The 18,305-nt window shown below is 59.0% G+C and carries 14 protein-coding genes and 1 tRNA gene; 12 read left to right on the top strand and 3 right to left on the bottom strand.

Annotation, left to right across the window (positions count from 1 at the left end; all coding sequences use genetic code 11):
* Positions 1-43 precede the first annotated feature (43 nt).
* From N3G78_02355 to N3G78_02310, 10 genes are all read left to right on the top strand, one after another.
* Positions 44-937 carry a CoB--CoM heterodisulfide reductase iron-sulfur subunit B family protein gene (locus tag N3G78_02355; protein ID MCX8116759.1) on the top strand — a complete coding sequence of 298 codons (894 nt, stop codon included), beginning with the start codon at positions 44-46 and terminating at the stop codon, positions 935-937.
* Between the two features lie 75 nt (positions 938-1,012).
* Positions 1,013-2,344 (top strand): CoB--CoM heterodisulfide reductase iron-sulfur subunit A family protein, encoded by a 1,332-nt coding sequence (locus N3G78_02350; GenBank protein MCX8116758.1) that lies wholly within the window; start codon positions 1,013-1,015, stop codon positions 2,342-2,344.
* Position 2,345: 1 nt separating this feature from the next.
* Positions 2,346-4,313 (top strand): CoB--CoM heterodisulfide reductase iron-sulfur subunit A family protein, encoded by a 1,968-nt coding sequence (locus tag N3G78_02345; protein MCX8116757.1) that lies wholly within the window; start codon positions 2,346-2,348, stop codon positions 4,311-4,313.
* Positions 4,314-4,409: 96 nt separating this feature from the next.
* Positions 4,410-4,970, top strand: coding sequence for a 4Fe-4S dicluster domain-containing protein (locus N3G78_02340; protein MCX8116756.1), 561 nt, complete (start codon positions 4,410-4,412; stop codon positions 4,968-4,970).
* 34 nt (positions 4,971-5,004) lie between these two features.
* Positions 5,005-5,850, top strand: a complete 846-nt coding sequence (locus tag N3G78_02335; GenBank protein ID MCX8116755.1) for a CoB--CoM heterodisulfide reductase iron-sulfur subunit B family protein — start codon at positions 5,005-5,007, stop codon at positions 5,848-5,850.
* A gap of 69 nt (positions 5,851-5,919) precedes the next feature.
* Complete coding sequence (locus tag N3G78_02330) at positions 5,920-8,937, top strand: FAD-dependent oxidoreductase (GenBank protein ID MCX8116754.1); 3,018 nt, start codon at positions 5,920-5,922, stop codon at positions 8,935-8,937.
* Between the two features lie 48 nt (positions 8,938-8,985).
* Positions 8,986-9,408, top strand: a complete 423-nt coding sequence (locus N3G78_02325; GenBank protein ID MCX8116753.1) for a hydrogenase iron-sulfur subunit — start codon at positions 8,986-8,988, stop codon at positions 9,406-9,408.
* A 91-nt stretch (positions 9,409-9,499) separates the two neighbouring features.
* Positions 9,500-10,648, top strand: coding sequence for a formate dehydrogenase (locus N3G78_02320; GenBank protein ID MCX8116752.1), 1,149 nt, complete (start codon positions 9,500-9,502; stop codon positions 10,646-10,648).
* A 59-nt stretch (positions 10,649-10,707) separates the two neighbouring features.
* Positions 10,708-11,445, top strand: coding sequence for a 4Fe-4S dicluster domain-containing protein (locus tag N3G78_02315; protein MCX8116751.1), 738 nt, complete (start codon positions 10,708-10,710; stop codon positions 11,443-11,445).
* 66 nt (positions 11,446-11,511) lie between these two features.
* Positions 11,512-13,182, top strand: coding sequence for an FAD-binding protein (locus N3G78_02310; protein MCX8116750.1), 1,671 nt, complete (start codon positions 11,512-11,514; stop codon positions 13,180-13,182).
* Positions 13,183-13,376: 194 nt separating this feature from the next.
* Here the strand turns inward: N3G78_02310 and N3G78_02305 are convergent.
* Positions 13,377-13,452, bottom strand: a tRNA-Glu gene (locus N3G78_02305).
* A gap of 124 nt (positions 13,453-13,576) precedes the next feature.
* Here N3G78_02305 and N3G78_02300 point away from each other — a divergent pair.
* The gene (locus N3G78_02300; GenBank protein MCX8116749.1) at positions 13,577-14,551 is read left to right on the top strand and encodes a rhomboid family intramembrane serine protease; all 975 of its coding nucleotides are present in this window, start codon (positions 13,577-13,579) and stop codon (positions 14,549-14,551) included.
* Positions 14,552-14,575: 24 nt separating this feature from the next.
* On the opposite strand, the gene N3G78_02295 is transcribed toward N3G78_02300, so the two are convergent.
* Positions 14,576-15,799 carry a thiolase family protein gene (locus N3G78_02295; protein MCX8116748.1) on the bottom strand — a complete coding sequence of 408 codons (1,224 nt, stop codon included), beginning with the start codon at positions 15,797-15,799 and terminating at the stop codon, positions 14,576-14,578.
* A 58-nt stretch (positions 15,800-15,857) separates the two neighbouring features.
* Positions 15,858-16,970 carry an anthranilate phosphoribosyltransferase gene (gene trpD / locus N3G78_02290; GenBank protein MCX8116747.1) on the bottom strand — a complete coding sequence of 371 codons (1,113 nt, stop codon included), beginning with the start codon at positions 16,968-16,970 and terminating at the stop codon, positions 15,858-15,860.
* Between the two features lie 342 nt (positions 16,971-17,312).
* On the opposite strand from trpD, the gene N3G78_02285 reads away from it, so the two are divergent.
* Entirely contained in the window at positions 17,313-18,152 is an 840-nt protein-coding gene (locus N3G78_02285) for a nitroreductase family protein (protein MCX8116746.1), read from the top strand.
* Positions 18,153-18,305 lie beyond the last annotated feature (153 nt).

Below are 18,305 nucleotides of genomic sequence, written 5' to 3'. Positions count from 1 at the left end.
AGGGGATACTCCCTTCGCTTGTGAATATGAGGCCATCAATTTGATGGGATCGCTCTCAGGGGTGGGTATGGACTATCTCTACTTCCCAGGATGTACGTTATATACCAAGGCCAAAAATTTCGACCAGACCGCGCGCAACTGCTCCCTCCTCCTGGGATTTGAACTGAAGGAACTTCCGGAGTGGACCTGCTGCGGGGCGACCTTCCCCCTGGCCACCGACAATCTCATGGCCCTCCTCCCCCCTGCGAGACTCTTGGCCAGGGCCAGAACACAGGGCGCGTCCCTCACGACCCTCTGCGCCATCTGTTTCAACGTCATCAAACGGACAAATCGTCTGATCCAGGAGGATGGCGAGAAGCGGGAGAAGATCAACCAGTTCATCGAGGCAAATTACGAAGGGGACCTGAAAATCCTCCACTACCTCGAGATTCTGAAAGGGGAGATCGGATTCTCGAAGGTGAAGGAGAAGTTGGTCAAGCCGCTTCGGGGATTGAAGGCCGCGGCCTACTACGGCTGCATGCTCCTCCGTCCCTTCGAGGAGATGAGGTTCGACGACAAGGAGAGGCCGACCCTGATGGAGGATTTCCTCGCGGCCCTGGGCGCCGAGCCGATCGACTTTCCCTATAAGATTGAATGTTGTGGGTCCTTTCAATCCGTGGCCTCGCCCGAGGTCGCCACGGAATGTGCCTACAAGATTCTGAATTCTGCCGTGAAACACGGAGCGGAGGTGGTCATCTCCACCTGTCCGATGTGCACCTTCAACATCGATCACAAACAGGCGGATATCAAGGAACATCATCTCTCTTTCAAACCCGTGCCGGTCCTCTATTTCACGCAGGTCCTCGGCATGGCCATGGGATTAGGGGTCGAGACGCTCGGATTCGAACAGAACTTCGTGGACCCGATCCCCTTGCTCAGGGAAAAAGGGCTGCTCTGAGGATGAGGGAGAGGCCATCCCAAGGAGAAGCGCGATCGAATCGAAGGCGGCCATGGGGGCGACGGGGGCTGGTAGGTGGCTGAAGCGTTGAATCATACATCGGTCAGACAACCTTTTATCAAAAGGGCGATGGTGATCGGCGGAGGGATCGCCGGGATCTCCGCAGCGATCGACATCGCCAATGCGGGCTACGAGGTCGTCCTGGTCGAGAAACTCCCCTCCATCGGCGGACGGATGCTCCAGCTCTCCGAAACCTTTCCCACCCTCGACTGTGCCCAGTGCACCCTCACTCCCAAGACGGTCGAGACGGGCCAGCACCCTCGCATCCGACTCCTCACCTACGCCGAGGTTGAGGCCGTCGAAGGCCGAGTGGGCGATTTCACGGTTCGTGTCCGGCGAAAGGCGGCCTATGTGGACTGGGGGAAATGCACGGGGTGCGGGCTCTGCCAGGAGAAGTGTCCTTCCAAAAGGCCCTCGGAGTTCGAGCGGGGCATGGGCATGGGCAAGGCGATCTACACCCTGTCTCCCCAGGCCGTTCCGAACAAGCCCGTCATCAATCCCTCCATCTGCCGCTATTTTCTGGAAAAGAAATGCAGGGTCTGCGAGAAGGTCTGCCCGGTGGGGGCCATCGATTATGAACAACAGGATCGGTTCGTGGAGGAGCGGGTCGGGGCGATCGTCGTCGCCGTGGGCTTCGACCTTCTGCCCAAGGAGGCCTTCGGCGAATACGGGTACGGAACGATCCCCGACGTGATCGACGGCCTGGCCTTCGAGAGGCTCAACTCCGCCTCGGGGCCAACGGCCGGAGAGATCCGCAGGCCCTCGGACGGAAAGATCCCGAAGGAGGTCGCCTTCATCCAGTGCTCCGGATCGCGGGACCCCCAACGCTACTTTCCCTACTGCTCAAGGGTCTGCTGCATGTACACCGCCAAACATGCCAGGCTCTACAAGCACAAGGTCCACGACGGGCAGGCCTACATCTTCTATATGGACATCCGCTCGACGGGGAAAGGCTATGAGGAGTTCATCCAACAGGGGATGGAGGAAGAGGGCATTCTCTACCTCCGCGGCCGCGTCTCCAGGATCTTTCAGGAGGACGGCCGCATCGTCCTCTGGGGCGTGGATACGTTGACGGGAAGAAAAGTGGAGCTCTCGACCGACATGGTCGTGTTGGCCACGGCCATCCAGGCCCACCAGGAGTCGAAGGAACTGGCACAGAGGCTCGGTATCGAAACGGACCCGTACGGGTTCTTTACCGAGGCTGAGCGAAAGCTCCGGCCCATGGAGACCCGGCGGGAGGGGATCTTTATCGCCGGGGCGGCCCAAGGACCGAAGGACATTGCCGATGCCGTCGCCCATGCCAATGGAGCGGCAAGCAAGGTCCAGGCCCTCTTTGCAAAAAATTAGGATGAAGAGACTGGCCGTTTTCATCTGCCATTGCGGGGTCAACATCGCGGGCACGGTCGATGTGAAGGCCGTGGCCGAGAGGGTCCGGAAGGCCCCGGACGTCTGCCACAGCACCGACTATATCTACATGTGCTCCGAACCAGGGCAGCAGCTCCTTCGGGAGGCGATCCGGGAAAAGGGCCTCGAGGGTGTGGTCGTGGCCTGCTGTTCTCCCAGCATGCACGAGGCCACGTTCCGGAAGGCCGTGAAGGCCGAGGGGATGAATCCCTATCTCTGCGAGATCGCCAACATCCGGGAACAGTGCAGCTGGGTCCACCAGAAGGAGAAGGCCGAGGCCACCCGAAAGGCCGAGGAGATCATCCTGGCGGCCCTCGAGAAGGTGAGAAAGAATGAAGAGCTGGAGGCGATCGCCGTTCCCATCCACCGAAGCGTCCTCGTCATCGGCGGGGGGATCGCTGGGATGACCGCGGCCCTTGACCTTGCGGAGGGAGGCTACGAGGTCCTCCTCCTCGAGAGGGAGCAGGCCCTGGGCGGGCATATGCTTCAGCTCTCGAAGACCTTCCCGGACCTCCGCCCTGCCTCGCCGGAGGTCCTTGCAAAGGCCAAGGAGATCGAGGCGCATCCGAGGATCGAGCTCCGCTGCTATTCGGAGGTCGAAGAGGTGAAGGGTTATGTGGGCAATTTCGACCTCGTCCTCCGGAAGAAGGCGACCTACGTGGACTGGCAGAGGTGTAACGGGTGCGGACTCTGCATCCCTTCATGCCCAAAGGCCTTTCCCTCCTCCTTCGAAAGGGGTCTGGGGAAGCGCAAGGCCATCGACTTCCTCGCGCCCGAAAGCGTCCCCCATAAACCCGTGATCCTTCGGGACCAGTGCCTCTATTTTTTGGATCAAAGTTGTAGGAGATGCGAAGCGGTCTGTCCCGAGCAGGCCATCCGGTTCGATCAGCAAGAGGAGAGAGTCCGAAAACAGGTCGGGGCCATCGTCATGGCCACGGGGTACGACCTCTTCCCCCTCCCCCAGATCGGGGAATACGGGTATGGAGAGATCCCGGACGTCGTCGACGGGCTTGCCTTCGAACGGATGCTTTCGCCCGATGGCCCGACCCGTGGGAGGATCCTCCGACCCTCCGACGGAAGGGTTCCGAAAGAGGTCGTCTTCATCCAGTGCGTCGCCTCGAGAGACCCTGACCGGTACATGCCCTACTGCTCGCGCATCTGCTGCATGTATACGGCCAAACAGGCCGCCCTCTACAAGGAACAGGTCCCGGATGGGCAACCCTATATCTTTTTTATGGACATCCGTTCGGACAGCAAAGGCTATGAGGAATTCTTGCAGAGGACGATCGAGGAGAAGGGGCTCCTCTATCTCAGGGGCCGCGTCTCGAGGATCTTCGAGGACGATGGGAAGGTGAGGGTCTTGGGCGTGGATACCCTGACCGGTCGGTCCGTCGAGGTGGCAGCGGAGATGGTCGTCCTCGCCACGGCCTTGATCCCGAGCACGGGGATAAAGGAGCTGGCGGCCAAATTGAGGGCGACCGTGGACCGCCACGGATTCCTCACCGAGGCCCATATCAAACTCTATCCGGTGGAGAGCTCGACGAAGGGAATCTATCTGGCGGGCTGCGGTCAGGGGCCGAAAGACATCTCGGATACGGTCTCCCAGGCCTCGGCCACCGCCTCCAAGATTCAGGCCCTGCTGTCGACCGATCGCCTCCTGCAGGACCCCCTGATCGCCCATGTGGACGAGCAGATCTGCAGCGGCTGTGGCCTCTGTGTCGAGGTCTGTCCCTATGAGGCCAGAGAGATGGACCCCCATCGGGGGATCTCCATCGTTCACCCGGCCCTCTGTCAGGGATGTGGGGCCTGCGTCAGCGCTTGCCCAAATTTTGCCTGTGAGTTAAGAAACAGTTCGTCCGACCAGATCCTCCGGATGGTCGAGACCTTTGTCACCTCATCGGAGAGGGTTTAAAACCGGTTCGAGATGGATGAAGGTGGGGGCCGATGAGCTTGACCCAGCCCTAAAGAGGCCAGAGAGCCCATAGAACGCATCCGCAAGGAGGAAGCGATGGACATTCATCCCGGTCCCGATCAGGGGCAAGGAGCCTTTGCGAAAGAGGTCGAGCGACGAAGCGGGGAGCGGCTCAACCTCTGTTACCAGTGCCTCAAGTGCACGGCCGGTTGTCCCACGGCTCCCTATATGGACATCCGGCCGAACAGCCTCATCCGGATGATCCAGATGGGAAGGAAGAAGGAGGTCCTGGAGAGCCGGGCGATCTGGTTCTGTGTCTACTGCCAGACCTGTGGAACCCGTTGCCCGAACGAGATCCACATCGGCGTCATCATGGATGCCCTGAGGGAGATGGCCACGAGGGAGGGCGTGCCGGCCAAGGAGAAGAATATCCATCTCTTCCACGAGGCCTTCATCCACAGCATCCAGAGACTGGGTCGAGCCCACGAGGTGACCATGCTGATGGAGTATATGCTCCGGAGCAAAGACCTGATGACGGGCTCCCTCGTCCCAGGGATGAAACTCTTCTTCAAGGGGAAATTCCCTCTCCTCCCCAGCTTCGTCAAGGGCCGCGGAGAGATTAAAAGGATCTTCGAACGATGTACGCAGAAGGAATGAACCGTTTTCCCCATGGGGGATGTCGGAGGCCAGAATGAAATTTGCCTACTTTCCTGGATGCACGGACCACTCTTCTTCCTATGAATACGGCCGCTCCACCGAGGCCGTCCTTGAAACCCTCGGCGTGGAACTGGTGGAGATCGAGGATTGGAACTGCTGCGGCGCAGCCGCCACCCACAGCCTCCATCGCCTCCTCTCCCTCTGCCTCCCCGCCCGCAATATCTGGAAGGCCCAGGAGGCCAAGGCGGGACCCCTCGTCGTTCCCTGCGCGGGCTGCTTCAGCTATCTCAAGAGGACCGAACACGTCCTGCAGCACAACGAGGCGGAGCGAAAGGAGATCGAGGAGATCGTGGGGTTCACCTACGATCCTTCGATCGAGATCCTGGCGTTGATGGACGTCTTTCTCAACCGGATCGGCCTGGAGAAGATCCGGGAGAAGGTGAAGCGGCCCCTGAAGGGGCTCAAAACCGCCTGCTACTATGGATGCGCCCTGGTGAGGCATCCGAAGATCACCCAGCTCGATCATCCGGAGAATCCCCAGTACCTCGATCGGCTGATGAGGGGGATTGGCGCCGAACCCGTGGAATGGTCTTACAAAACCGACTGTTGCGGCGCCGATCTGGCGATGACCTATGCCGATGTGGTTCAGACCCTGGTCGGAAGGATCGTCTCCATGGCGAAGGAGGCCGACGCGCACTGCATCGTCACCTCCTGCGGCCTCTGCACCATGAACCTCGAGATGCGACAGGAGGCGGGACTGCCCATCTTCTACTTCACCGAATTGATCGGGGTGGCCTTTGAGATCCCGAGGCGCGAGCATTGGTGGAAGAAGCACCTGATCAACCCGAAACCCCTCTTGGACTCCTTGGGGTTGAGTTAGACATGGCATCCTTGGTTAGCCCTAAAGCATCGAGACGGACACGAGGGAACCATGACACGGGATAACAACATGAGAGGCGATAAGAGTTCGGCGCTGGTGGTGGGCGCGGGAATTTCGGGAATGCAGTCCGCCCTCCTGCTGGCTGAGATGGGGAGGAAGGTCTTCCTTCTCGAGCAGGCCCCGGCCATCGGAGGCTACTTTCCCCTGCTCGACAAGACGTTTCCGACCAATTCGTGTGGCGTCTGTTTCATGAGCCCCACCCCACCAGCCTTCTGTCCCATCTACGAATGCCATCTTCACGATCGGATCGAGCTGATCCCCTATGCTGAAGTGAAATCCGTAGAGGGGACCGCCGGAGATTTCAGGGTCTCGATCATTAAAAAACCCCGATTCGTCGATCCCCAGCGGTGCACCCTCTGCGAGGCCTGCATCGCGGTCTGCCCGGTGGAGGTCGAGCGGGAGTTCGGCGGCGGCCTCGAGAAGCGAAAGGCCATCTACCTTCCCTTTCCTCAAGCCATCCCTCACGGCCTCGTCATCGACCCGAAGACCTGCATCCGCTGTGGCGAGTGCGTCAAGGTCTGTGCCCCCAACGCCATCGACCTCGACCAGAAGGCCGAAGAGGAGGTCCTCGGGGCCGGGGCCATCGTCCTCGGGTTCGGGTTCGAACCCTTCCTCGCCCAGAGAAAAGGGGAATACGGTTTCGGCCGCTATGAGAACGTCTTGACGAGCATCCAGTTCGAAAGGCTCCTCTCCACCTCCAGTCCCACCCAGGGCCTGCCCGTGCGGACCTCGGATGGCAAGCGGATGGAGAGGATCGCCTTCATCCAATGCGTCGGGTCGAGAGATCCCTCCTGCGGTCAGGACCACTGTTCCACGATCTGCTGCATGTACGCCACCAAGCAGGCGATGATCGCCAAGGACCGGTCTCCGGATCTGAAGATCACCTTCTTCTACATGGACATCCGCCCCATGGGAAAGGATTACGAACGCTACTACGAGAGGGCGAAAAGTCGGTATGGAATCGAATACATCCGGAGCGCCGTTTCGACCATCAAGGAACTCCAACACTCGAAGAACCTGCTCATCACCTACGTCAAAGAAGACGGGGCCTTCGAGGAGAGGGAGTTCGACAGCGTCATCCTCTCCGTCGGGTTCACCCCTCCCCTTCAAGTCAGAGAGCTGGCGACCCGCCTGGGCCTGCGGCTAAATGCCCAGGGTTTTTGCGAGACCGATGAATTCCGTCCCGCCCAGACCTCGGTCGAGGGGATCTTTGTGGGAGGGGCCTTCAGAGGGCCGAGAGACATCCCCGAAGCGGTCGTGGAGGGCTCAAGCGCAGCGGCAGAAGCGGCCTCCTTCCTCTCCGCCAGATCCCTTCCGATGCCCAGACGGGAATACCCCGCCGAAGGGGCTTTGTCAAACGAGATCCCCAAGGTCGGCGTCTTCCTCTGCCACTGCGGAGGCGAGTTGAAGCAGACCCTCTCCCTCCCCGACCTGATCGAAGGGACGAGGTGCATGCCGGAGGTCGCCTATGTGGAAGAGGTCGGCCTGGCTTGCCTTCCTGAGGATCTCCACCAGATCCGGCTCAGGATCGGGCAACAGGGGATCAACCGGGTCGTGATCGCAGGATGCTCCCAGCGGGAGATCCGGAAAAAGATGGAGGAGATGGCCAAGGAGATGGGATTCAACCCGTATCTCATCGAATATGCCAACATCCGCGAACAGTGCGCCTTCGTCCATCGAAACCTACCGGAACTGGCCACGGAGAAGGCCAGGGTCCTGATCCGGATGGCCGTGGAGAGGGCCAGGAGGATCCAACCCATTCGAAAAGGGGAGCAGAAAGTGGAGAAGAGGGCCCTGGTCGTGGGAGGAGGGGCCGCCGGAATGACCGCCTCCCTCCGTCTGGCCGAACAGGGATTGGAGGTCTTCCTCATCGAAAAGGAGAGCGAACTGGGAGGCCTTCTGAGAGAGACCTACTACACCCTGAGAGGCTCGGACCCCCAGGCCCTCCTCAAGGACCTCGTCGAGAAGGTGACCCATCATCCCTCCATCCACCTCTACCTCCAATCGGAGGTCCTCGGCTTCGAAAAGAAGAATGGCCACTATACCACGACGATCGGACATCCGAAAGGCGAAGAGGTGATCGCCCATGGCGCATTGATCCTTGCCACCGGCGGAAGGGAGGTCACCCCCAGGGAGTACCTTTATGGAGAGGATCCCCGGGTCCTCACGCAGAGGCAGTTGGATCGGGCCATCTACCTCGACGAACCTTGGCTCAAGGAACTTCGCTCCGTGGTCATGATCCAGTGTGTGGGCTCGAGGGACGAGCAACACCCCTATTGCAGCCGGGTCTGCTGCGGCCATGCCGTCAAAAACGCCCTGAAGTTGAAGGAGAGGAACCCGGGCCTCCCCCTTTACGTCCTTTACAGGGACGTGAGAACTTACGGTTTCTATGAGCCTTACTATTACGAGGCGAGGGGCAAGGGCGTGATCTTCATCCGATACGACCTCGAGAGGAAACCGAGGGTCCGTCTCGAAAACGGAAGACTGACCGTCTCGGTCTTCGACCCAGCCCTGGGGACTTCCCTCGATCTCCCCGCAGATCGGCTCATCCTCAGCGCGGGGATCGAACCCCGTGAGAACCGGGCCTTGGCCGAGCGGTTCGGCTTGGAGTTGAATCCCGATGGCTTCTTCATGGAGGCCAATCCGAAGTCGGCCCCTCTCGATGCCATAGACCGGGGGAAGTTCTTCTGCGGGCTCTGCCACTCCCCCAACTTCATAGAGGACACCCTCTCCCAGGCCAACGCCGCCGCCGCCAGGGCAGGGGCCCTGTTGGCCAAGGAGGCGGTGGAGGAGAAACCCTATCTTGCTTACGTCATCAAGCGGCTCTGCTGCGGGTGTGGTCTCTGCGTGACCGTCTGCCCTTACCGTGCAAGGGTCATCAACGAAGAGGAGGTCAAGGCGGAGGTGATCGACGCCCTCTGCCAGGGATGCGGCAACTGTGTGGAGGTCTGCCGAAACGCCGCCTCCCAGCAGAGGAATTTCGAAAAAGGGCTTAACCTTTCGGTCGTCGATTCGGCCATCGATTAAACCGGAAGCGGCAAAAGAGGAAATCCAAGAGCGAGCGAGGAGGTGGACATGGCAGATTTCGAGCCGAGGATCGTTGCGTTCCTTTGTCATTGGTGTACCTACACCGGAGCGGACCTGGCGGGGACGACCCGTCAACAGTACCCTCCCAACATCCGCATCATCCACCTGATGTGCACCGGCGCGGTGGACTCCATCTACATCCTGAAGGCCCTGATCGATGGGGCGGATGGCGTGTTGGTGGGAGGGTGACACCCCGGGGATTGCCATTACCAGTCTGGTAATTATAAAGCTCGGAGAAGGATAGCCATTCTGAAAGGAATCCTCACCCAGTTGGGGTTTACCGAAGACCGGATCTGGCTGAAATGGATCAGCGCCAGCGAGGGCAAGCTCTTTGCCGACACCGTGACGAAGATGACCGAGGAGCTGAGAAAGATGGGCCCCAATCCCATGAAACAGCTTTGGAACGCATAGGGGATCGGGCGCTGGGGTCTTCGGTTGGGATAGGAGGTCCCGACATTTTTCATCTTCTGCCACGCATCGAAGGAAAGGAGAAGGTCCAAACATGGCAAAACAGACGGTGTTAAGAGTTTCGGAGGGAAAGGTCGAAGAGGCGATCAAAGCTTTTCTCAAATCGCTGCTCGAAAAGGGCGTGGTGGAGGCCCTTCTCGTCCCCAAGAGACTTCCCTCGAAAGACGGATTTGTCCAGACCTTGATTCACGATCCTGAAAAGATGGACGGAGTCTGCTTCCTGTCCCCGACCATGCCAGTCCAATCGGCCAGGGTCGCCTCCCACCTCTCCATCAAGAATCTTTCCAAAAAGGTCGGGGCCCTTCTGAAGCCCTGCGAAATCCGGGCCGTGGTGGAACTGGCCAAATTTCTTCAGGTGAAGCTGGACAACCTCCTCCTCATCGGCGTGGATTGTCCGGGGACCTTCGAGGTGACGGACTATTCGAAGTTCGTCCAGGAAGGGAAGGACGGCGAGGTCCTGGTGGGAGAGCTTCTCCGAGGAATGGAGAAGGGCGAGGCCTCCCCGCCTCAAGGTTATGCCTTTCGGACAGCGTGCCAGATCTGTGAATATCCCATCCCGAAGGCCGATCTGAACCTGAAACTTTTCGGCTACAGCCCCACCGAGGGGATCGGGGTCGAGTGGAGCGATTCGCTTGAGAAGGCACTGGAGGAGAAGGGGTTCAATGTCTCCCCGGCCGAGGAGCCGCCCTCGAGGAAAGGGGTCGTGGAAAAGGTGGTCGCCGAAAGGGTCAAGAAGAGGGATGCCACCTTCCAAGACTTCGGCCGGGAGGTCAAGAGCCTGTCCGCCTTTCTCGACCGGTTCTCCACCTGCATTCGGTGCCACAACTGCATGGTGGCCTGCCCCATCTGCTACTGCAAGGAATGCGTCTTCAGGACGGCGGTCTTTGAACACGAGGGGGACCAATATCTGAGATGGGCGGATCGGAAAGGGGGCATCCGGATGCCCACCGATACCCTCATCTTCCACATGATCCGGATGGCCCACATGGTCACCTCCTGCATCGGCTGTGGACTCTGTGACAGCGCCTGTCCCAGCCGCTTGCCCGTGGCCACCCTCTTCCGAACGGTGGGCGACAAGATCCAGAAGATGTTCAACTACGTTCCGGGAAAGGATCTGAAGGAGGTCCCACCGGTGGCGACCTTCAAGGAGGACGAACTGAAGATCGAGACCGGAACGCTTTAACGGAGCGCCCCCCTCTGCTCACGAAGAGGAGAGAAAGGGGGGTTCAGGAGGGATCGAAGATGGTTCAGGAGGAAAAGAAGGAGGAATTGATCCCCGTCTACATCATGGGAAAGCGCTACGACGTCCCGGCCTCCCTCACCATTCAGAAGGCGATGGAGTATGCGGGTTATCAACTCATCCGGGGGTGCGGATGTCGGGGTGGAATCTGCGGGGCCTGCGGGACGGTTTATCGATTTCCAGGAAGCTATAAGATCGAGGTGGGATTGGCCTGCCAGACCCTCGTCCAACCCCATATGTATCTGGCCCAGATCCCCTTCTTCCCGGCGACCAAGAGCATCTACGACATCGAGAAGGTGAAGCCCTCCATCGAAACGCTCGTCAAACATTATCCGGAGCTTCTCCGATGCCTCCAGTGCAATACCTGCACCAAGTCCTGCCCGATGGACATCGAGGTGATGGACTACATCGCGGCGGCCATGAGAGGCGACATCGCCCGCCTCGCCCAGCTCTCCTTCGACTGCGTCATGTGCGGCCTCTGCACGGCGAGGTGCCCTGCCGAGCTCTGCCAGTATAACATCGCCATCCTGGGCAGGCGCCTCTATGGAAAGTATCTCGCCCCTCGGGCCGAACACCTGGCCGCGATGGTCAAGGCCGTCGAGGAGGGCAAGTATGAACAGATGCTCCGGGAGTTGATGGATGCCGACGAGGAAACCTTGAAGGCCCTGTACAGTGAAAGGGAGATCGAGCCGGAGCAGGCGGATGAGGACTGGGTTCCGAAGGACCAACGTTACCTGTGACGACACCGTCACCCTCACATCTCCTCGTCCTGAAAAGGAATCGGGGATGAGGGAAGGGAGCTTTCGATGCCATACACCGAGGAGTTAAAGCAGCTTATCAAAAGGGTCGAGGCGACCCGTCCGATGAGGGTTGAAAAGAAGAAAAGGGGCGAGGAATTTCCGCTCCTCTCTCTGAAAGAGCGGCAGGTTCGACTCGAGAAGTACCATCCCGATTACAGACCGGGGTCGAGGGTCCCCCTCCGGGTCGGGCCGAACAAAGGCTACGAGATCCAGCCGGAGATGGCCCAGCTTCTTGAAGCGAAGAGTCGCATCGACCCGGACCGGATCGATCTCTCGAAGGTCGCCTACGAGACCGACGTCCTGATCATCGGAGGAGGCGGGGCAGGGACCGCCGCAGCCCTGATCGCCCAGGAGACCGGCGCGAAGGTGCTGATGGCCACGAAATTGAGGCACGGCGATGCCAATACGATGATGGCCGAGGGTGGGATCCAGGCCGCCACCAAGGGGACCAAAGACTCTCCCTACTACCACTACCTCGATGTGATGGGAGGCGGCCATTTCAAAAACGTCCCGGAACTCGCCTATACGCTCGTCACCGAGGCCCCCAAGGTGCTCGCCTGGCTTGAAAATCTGGGCTGTATGTTTACGAAGTTCGAGGAGGGCCGCCTGAAGTCCCTCCACGGCGGCGGCACCTGCCGCAAGAGGATGCATTATGCGGCGGATATCACCGGCGCCGAGATCATGCGCACCCTGAGGGACGAGGCAAGAAACCGGCCCGAAATTAAAGTCCTTGAATTTATGCCCGCCGTGGAGTTGGTGCTCAACGAGCACGGCCACTGCGCCGGTGCCATCCTCTACAACCTCGAAACCGAAGAATACTTCGTCGTCAAGGCCAAGGCCGTCATCCTGGCCACCGGAGGCTCCGGAAGGCTCCATTATCAGGGGTTCATGACGACCAACCATTACGGGGCCACCGGCGACGGGGTCGTCCTCGGTTACCGGGCGGGGTTGAGGGTCTGTTTCCTCCACACCTACCAGTACCACCCCACAGGGTTGGTCTTTCCCGAACAGGCCGAGGGCATCCTCATCACCGAGAAATTTCGGGGGGCCGGGGCGAACGTCCTCAATATCGACGGTGAGCAGTTCGTCAACGAGCGCGAGCCCCGAGACGTGGAATCCGCCTGTTTCATCCGGGAATGTGTGGAGATGAAGAAGGGGGTGCCCACGCCTTCGGGCAAGGTGGGAGTCTGGCTCGACTCTCCCATGATCGATCTCTTGATGGGAGAGGGGGCGGTGAGACGGGAATTTCCGGGCAAATATATCCTCCTCAAGCGATTCGGGATCGACATCTCCAAGGAGCCGATGCTCGTCTACCCGACCCTTCACTACCAGAACGGAGGGCTGGAATATAACAGCAGGTGCGAGACCGCCATCCCCGGCCTCTACTGCGCAGGGGAAGTTTCAGGAGGGGTGCACGGCGAGAATCGCTTGATGGGGAATTCTCTCCTCGACGTCTGCGTCTTCGGAAGGATTGCGGGCAGGAATGCGGCGACCTATGCAAAGGAGAGCTATAAGGAGGGGAGGCTCACCCTCGACCATGTCCGGAGATACCATAAAGAGCTCGAGGAGGCCGGAATCGTGACCGATCGGGTCTCGCCCATGCTCCTTCCCGATTATACGAATCCCAAAGTCAAGGAACGCCAGCTCACGACCCACTATCATGGAACGCTCCGTTAAAGGCAGAACTCACCCCTCCTTCCACCGAAGGTCCTGAGGACGGTTCTCTTTCCGGTCCTTCCTCACTTCATGTCCTTCCCGTATCATGGTATTGTCCGGCCGACCCTGCGACTTGGCGGGGAGGAGCAATTTCTTGGGTTCCTCTGGGAGGGGAGGCATCGGCCCAGGTGGAGAGGGATGAGGGGGAGGGCTTTTGGTGGTCCCAACGGGATTCGAACCCGTGTTACCGACGTGAGAGGCCGGTGTCCTAGGCCACTAGACGATGGGACCTTTCATCGCAAAAGGTTAAATTTCCTCAACGAGCCTGGTTCAAATTAACTTACAGCCGCTTAAAAATCAAGGACAATTTGAAATGGCATCCGGACATTGGGTATAATTTTTCAAAAGAAGAGCCATGATTCCGATCCGGGACGCCATCCGCTCAAAGACCTTTCCGGTGGTCAATGTCTTGATCATCAGCGCCAACATCCTCGCCTTTTTCTGGCAACTCTCCCTCGGCCCTCGCCTCAGGGAGATGCTTCTCCTCTACGGCATTGTGCCCGTTCGCTATTCCGACCCTGAACTGGCGGCCCAGTTCAGCACCTTCGAGCAGATCCTCCCCTTCTTCTCCTCGATGTTCCTCCACGGCGGCTTGATGCACATCCTCGGAAACATGTGGTTTCTTTACATCTTCGGGGATAATATCGAAGACCGGCTGGGCCATGTCCGATATCTCGTCTTCTATCTCGTCTGCGGACTTGCCGCAGGGGTCGTCCATCTCGTCACCAACTGGGATTCAGAGCTGCCCACCATCGGAGCCAGCGGGGCCATCTCGGGAATCATGGGCGCCTATATGCTCCTCTACCCGGCCTCGAGGATCATGACCTTGATCCCGATCTTCCTCTTCATCCAGTTCGTGGAAATCCCCGCCTTCCTCTTCCTCGGTTACTGGCTCATCATCCAGCTCGTCTCCGCAAGCCTCACCCCGAAGAATGTAGGCGGTATCGCCTTCTGGGCCCATATCGGCGGTTTTGTCGCAGGCCTCCTCTTCATCAAGATCTTCGATGCCATTCCCAGGATGGGCATCGGTGAAGGGCTCCGCCATTATACCGAGCGGAAGAGGACCCCGCGACTCCAGACCCTCTCCCTGAGGTCTTATCCGGAGGACGATCTCGACCTTTACAGCGAGATCTGGATCACGCCGATGGAGGCCATAAGGGGGACCAAGAAGTTGGTCGCCGTCCCCCAGGGGATGAGGAAGAAGAGTGTGATCGTAACGATCCCACCAGGGGTCCGGGATGGGACTACCCTCCGGCTGAGGGGACTGGGACGGAGTGACCCGGACGGGGATCGAGGCGATCTCTTTCTCGAGGTGAGGATCTTGGATTAGCCGCCCTCCGGTGAGGGCAGGGAATCATTCCGGATCGACCCGGACGATGGCCCCCTCTCCCTGGGCCAGCCCTCCGCAGATAGAGGCCACACCGGTGCCTCCCCCCCTCCTCCGCAGCTCGTAGATCAGGGTCATGAGGATCCTTGCCCCGCTCGCACCGACCGGATGGCCGATGGCGATGGCCCCGCCGTTTACGTTCGTCTTGTCCAAGATCGCCTCCATCTTGGTAGGGTCGCCGTCCGACAAGATCTTCGCACTGACGAGCGGCATGGCGGCAAAGGCCTCGTTGATCTCGATGAGGTCGATCTCATCGAGGGTGAGCCCCGTCCTCTCGAGGACCTTCTGGATCGTGAAGCCGGGAATGGCGGCGATCAATCTGGGAGCAGTGGCGGTGGCGATCATGGAGACGACCCTGGCGAGGGGTTTTAACCCCTTCTCTCGTGCCTTCCTCTCGCTCATGAGGAGAATGGCAGAGGCACCGGTATCGAGACCGGGGGCATTGCCCGCGGTGACGGTCGGGCTTCCATAGACCGTGGGAAGTTTCGAGAGCTTTTCGAGCGTCGTATCCGGCTTGGGAAATTCATCTCGTTCCAAAACGATCGGAGGCCTTCCCCCTTGGGGGATCTCCACCTTCATCAGCTCCTCGCCGATCCTGAACTTTCCTTCTTTTAAGGCCCGGGCATATTTCATCTGGCTTCCAAAGGCCCAACGGTCCTGATCCTCCCGGGTGATCCCGTATTCCAAGGCCACCTCCCCCGCATCGACGGAGACCGGGTTAAACCCCTTGTACCCCAACCCATAGAGGCCATCCCATACCTCGATGTTTCCAAGCCGGCTCCCCCAGCGCACAGAGGGAGGCAAGAGCAGAGGCGTGCGGCTCATATTTTCCGCTCCGACGGCCAGGGCGACCTCTATCTCTCCGGCCTTGATCGCTCGATAACCCAACCGGACCGCGGCCATCGAGGAGCAACAGGCACGGTCCAGGGTGATGGAGATCGATTCATCCGGAAGCCCTGCCTTCAGGGTCGCCTGCCTGGCGGGGACGTCCGTTTCGAGCCCGACTTCGGCCGGCACGGCCACGCCGTAATAGATCTCATCGACCTCCTCTCCCTTCAGGCCGACCCTCTGGAGAACCTCCCGGATGACCATGGCCCCGAGTTCGATCGACGGGACGTCTTTGAGGGCCCCCCCAAATCTCCCGAACGGCGTCCTCACCGCACTGACGACGACCACATCGCGTTCTGCCATGGCCCCTCCCCCTTTCGTTCGATCGATGCTGATTCAATATACCGAAATGGGTCTCCTGTCAATCAAAAAGGGGGCTTCCGCCTTCGCCAGCCGTCCACTCCCTTCTCACAAAACGATCCTCCTCGTGGGTGAACTGGATCAACCGTTCCAAGGTCCTCAAGGCCTCTCCCGAATCGATCGATCGGCCGGCCATCTCGATCCCCTCTCGGAGATCCCTTGCCCTTCCCGCGAGATAGAAGGCCGCGGCCGCATTGAGCAAGACGATATCTCTGGCCCCGCCTTTCTCGCCCTTCAGGACCCTGAGAATGATCCTCGCATTCTCCTCTTGGGTGCCCCCCTTGATCTCTTCGATCGATCTCCTTTGCAGGCCGAAGTCTTCCGGCCGGATCGTAGAGGTGTGAATACCCTTATCGTTCAACTCAGTGACCCGGGTCTCACCGGTGAGGCTGATCTCGTCCAGCGTATCCCTCCCATAGACCACGAGGCCCCTTCGGATCCCGAGACGGAGCAGAACCCGGGCCATCGTCTCCGTGAGATGGGGATCATAGACACCCAAGATCTGTAGGGTTGCGCCCCCGGGGTTGACCAGGGGGTCCAAGAGGTTGAAGAGGGTTCGGATCCCGATTCTTTTTCGGAGAACGAGAAGATGGTCCATGCCCTTGTGGACGAGACCGTCATGGAAAAAGCAGATGCCCAGGGTTTCGAAACACCTTTCGATCTGGCTCGGGGTGAGGTCGAGGTCGATCCCGAGCGCCTCGATGACATTGGCACACCCGCAAAGGGGCGGTTCGGGCCGCCTCACATATTTGGTCACCTTAACCCCTCCTCCGGCCACGACGAAGGCGGTGGCCGTGGAGATGTTGAAGATCGTCGTCTCTCCGGAGTCGGCCTTCGCCGTCCGCATAATCGTCTCCCTTTCAAGCGTGATCTCCTCTCGATCGAGGCAGATCGCCTCTTCCCCCAAGGGGAGCCTCAGGGACCTCTCCCTGATCACGTTTGCCGCGGCCGTGATCTCCTCGATGGTCTCTCCCTTCATCCTCAGGGCGGTGAGGAACGAGGCGATCTGGGCAGACGAGGCCTTCCTCGTCACCACTTCCGTCATCGCCTCTCTCACCTCGTCTTCGGTCAAGTTCTCCTTGGCCACCAGCTTTCCGATCGCTTCTTTGATCATCGTCTCTCTCTCCTTTCTTTTGGAATTTGAAAATAAAAAAGGCTGTGGTTTTTGACCCACAGCCTTTAGACCCTCACCTGAAAAACAGGCCGAAAGTAAAAAGGCCATGGGGGCTTGGGAAGCCGCCCATGGCCTCATCCTTCAGATTAAAAACTTAAAACGGCGCTGGGCAGACCTCCCGGCTATGGCCCTGCCAGCACCACCCATTCATCCTTTTCAGGTACGGACCCATTTTCCACCCTTCCCTTTCGGGTGGTCTCTATTTAGCAGATTCATAGGGCCTTGTCAAGACAGGCTCACTCTGTTAATCTCCACCCAAAAAACGCCGGAGGAGATATCAAAATGGATCTCTACGAATTGATGATGAAGCGAAGGTCGGTCAGGGCCTTCGAAGCCCGGGAGATTCCCGAAACGATCATCGAAAAACTCCTCGACGTCGCCAATCATGCACCCTCCGGAGGCAATATCCAGCCTCTTTCGATCCTCCTCGTTCGAAGTCCCGAGGCGAGGCTCAAACTATCCGAGCTGGCAGGAGGCCAGCCCTGGGTAAAAAATGCTCCCCTCTCGATGATCTTCTGTCTCGATTTCTATCGAATCAAAAAATGGGCGGAGAGGTGTCAGACCGATTTCAGAGGAGAACAGGCCCTCAACCACTTTCTCATCGCCTATGCCGACCTGATGGCCGCGGCCCAGAATGTCGTCATCCTTGCCGAGAGCCTTGGCCTTGGTTCCGTCTATATCGGTGCGATCCAACATGAGATCGATGAGACGAGAAGATATTTTGACCTCCCCCAATATGTCCTCCCGATGATGGTCCTCTGCATTGGGTATCCGAAATCGATTCCCCGGACCATCCCCAAGTTAAACAAGAAAGTGATCGTCCATCAGGAGAGGTATCGCCTGTTGGAGGACGAGGAGATCCAGAGGGCCTTCGATGAGAAATACGGGAGGATCGACGAGGATGTGGAGAAATATCTCGAGAGGGCCTTTATCGAGGCCCTCGAGGCAGAAAAGCAGGAGGAGGAGAAGTTTCTCGAAAGGGTCAAAAAGGAGATGAAACGGCTCGACATCCAGAACAACGCCCAGTTTCTCTTCAAGGTGAGATATCCGTCCAAGGTGATGGTCCGGATGAACCAACGGATAAAACAATCGATCAAGAACGCCGGTTTCGAAATTTTTTAATGGGGATTGGGGAAATACTGAACCGTTCCGTCCGGATAGACGGCTACCCTTGTTCCTTCGGTCCACTCTTCTTGGAGAAGCCCCAAAACTTCCTCCCACGTCTTCACCCATAGGAGACAGGGGACCTGCCCGAAGAAACAGGCTCCGACTTGG

It is taken from the genome of Thermodesulfobacteriota bacterium, from assembly GCA_026415035.1.
In the GTDB taxonomy this organism is placed as follows: domain Bacteria; phylum Desulfobacterota; class BSN033; order BSN033; family UBA1163; genus RBG-16-49-23.
The sequence above is the reverse complement of the archived record's forward strand: the minus strand, read 5'-3'. Positions and strand labels throughout refer to the sequence as shown.

What these genes read in the sequence shown, in the direction of transcription:
- N3G78_02340 (MCX8116756.1), top strand. Translation starts at nt 4,410, where the DNA reads ATGGACATTCATCCCGGTCCCGATCAGGGGCAAGGAGCCTTTGCGAAA.
- N3G78_02295 (MCX8116748.1), bottom strand. Translation starts at nt 15,799, where the DNA reads ATGGCAGAACGCGATGTGGTCGTCGTCAGTGCGGTGAGGACGCCGTTC.
- N3G78_02315 (MCX8116751.1), top strand. Translation starts at nt 10,708, where the DNA reads ATGGTTCAGGAGGAAAAGAAGGAGGAATTGATCCCCGTCTACATCATG.
- N3G78_02335 (MCX8116755.1), top strand. Translation starts at nt 5,005, where the DNA reads ATGAAATTTGCCTACTTTCCTGGATGCACGGACCACTCTTCTTCCTAT.
- N3G78_02330 (MCX8116754.1), top strand. Translation starts at nt 5,920, where the DNA reads ATGAGAGGCGATAAGAGTTCGGCGCTGGTGGTGGGCGCGGGAATTTCG.
- trpD (MCX8116747.1), bottom strand. Translation starts at nt 16,970, where the DNA reads ATGATCAAAGAAGCGATCGGAAAGCTGGTGGCCAAGGAGAACTTGACC.
- N3G78_02345 (MCX8116757.1), top strand. Translation starts at nt 2,346, where the DNA reads ATGAAGAGACTGGCCGTTTTCATCTGCCATTGCGGGGTCAACATCGCG.
- N3G78_02320 (MCX8116752.1), top strand. Translation starts at nt 9,500, where the DNA reads ATGGCAAAACAGACGGTGTTAAGAGTTTCGGAGGGAAAGGTCGAAGAG.
- N3G78_02310 (MCX8116750.1), top strand. Translation starts at nt 11,512, where the DNA reads ATGCCATACACCGAGGAGTTAAAGCAGCTTATCAAAAGGGTCGAGGCG.
- N3G78_02300 (MCX8116749.1), top strand. Translation starts at nt 13,577, where the DNA reads ATGATTCCGATCCGGGACGCCATCCGCTCAAAGACCTTTCCGGTGGTC.
- N3G78_02355 (MCX8116759.1), top strand. Translation starts at nt 44, where the DNA reads ATGGGATCGCTCTCAGGGGTGGGTATGGACTATCTCTACTTCCCAGGA.
- N3G78_02285 (MCX8116746.1), top strand. Translation starts at nt 17,313, where the DNA reads ATGGATCTCTACGAATTGATGATGAAGCGAAGGTCGGTCAGGGCCTTC.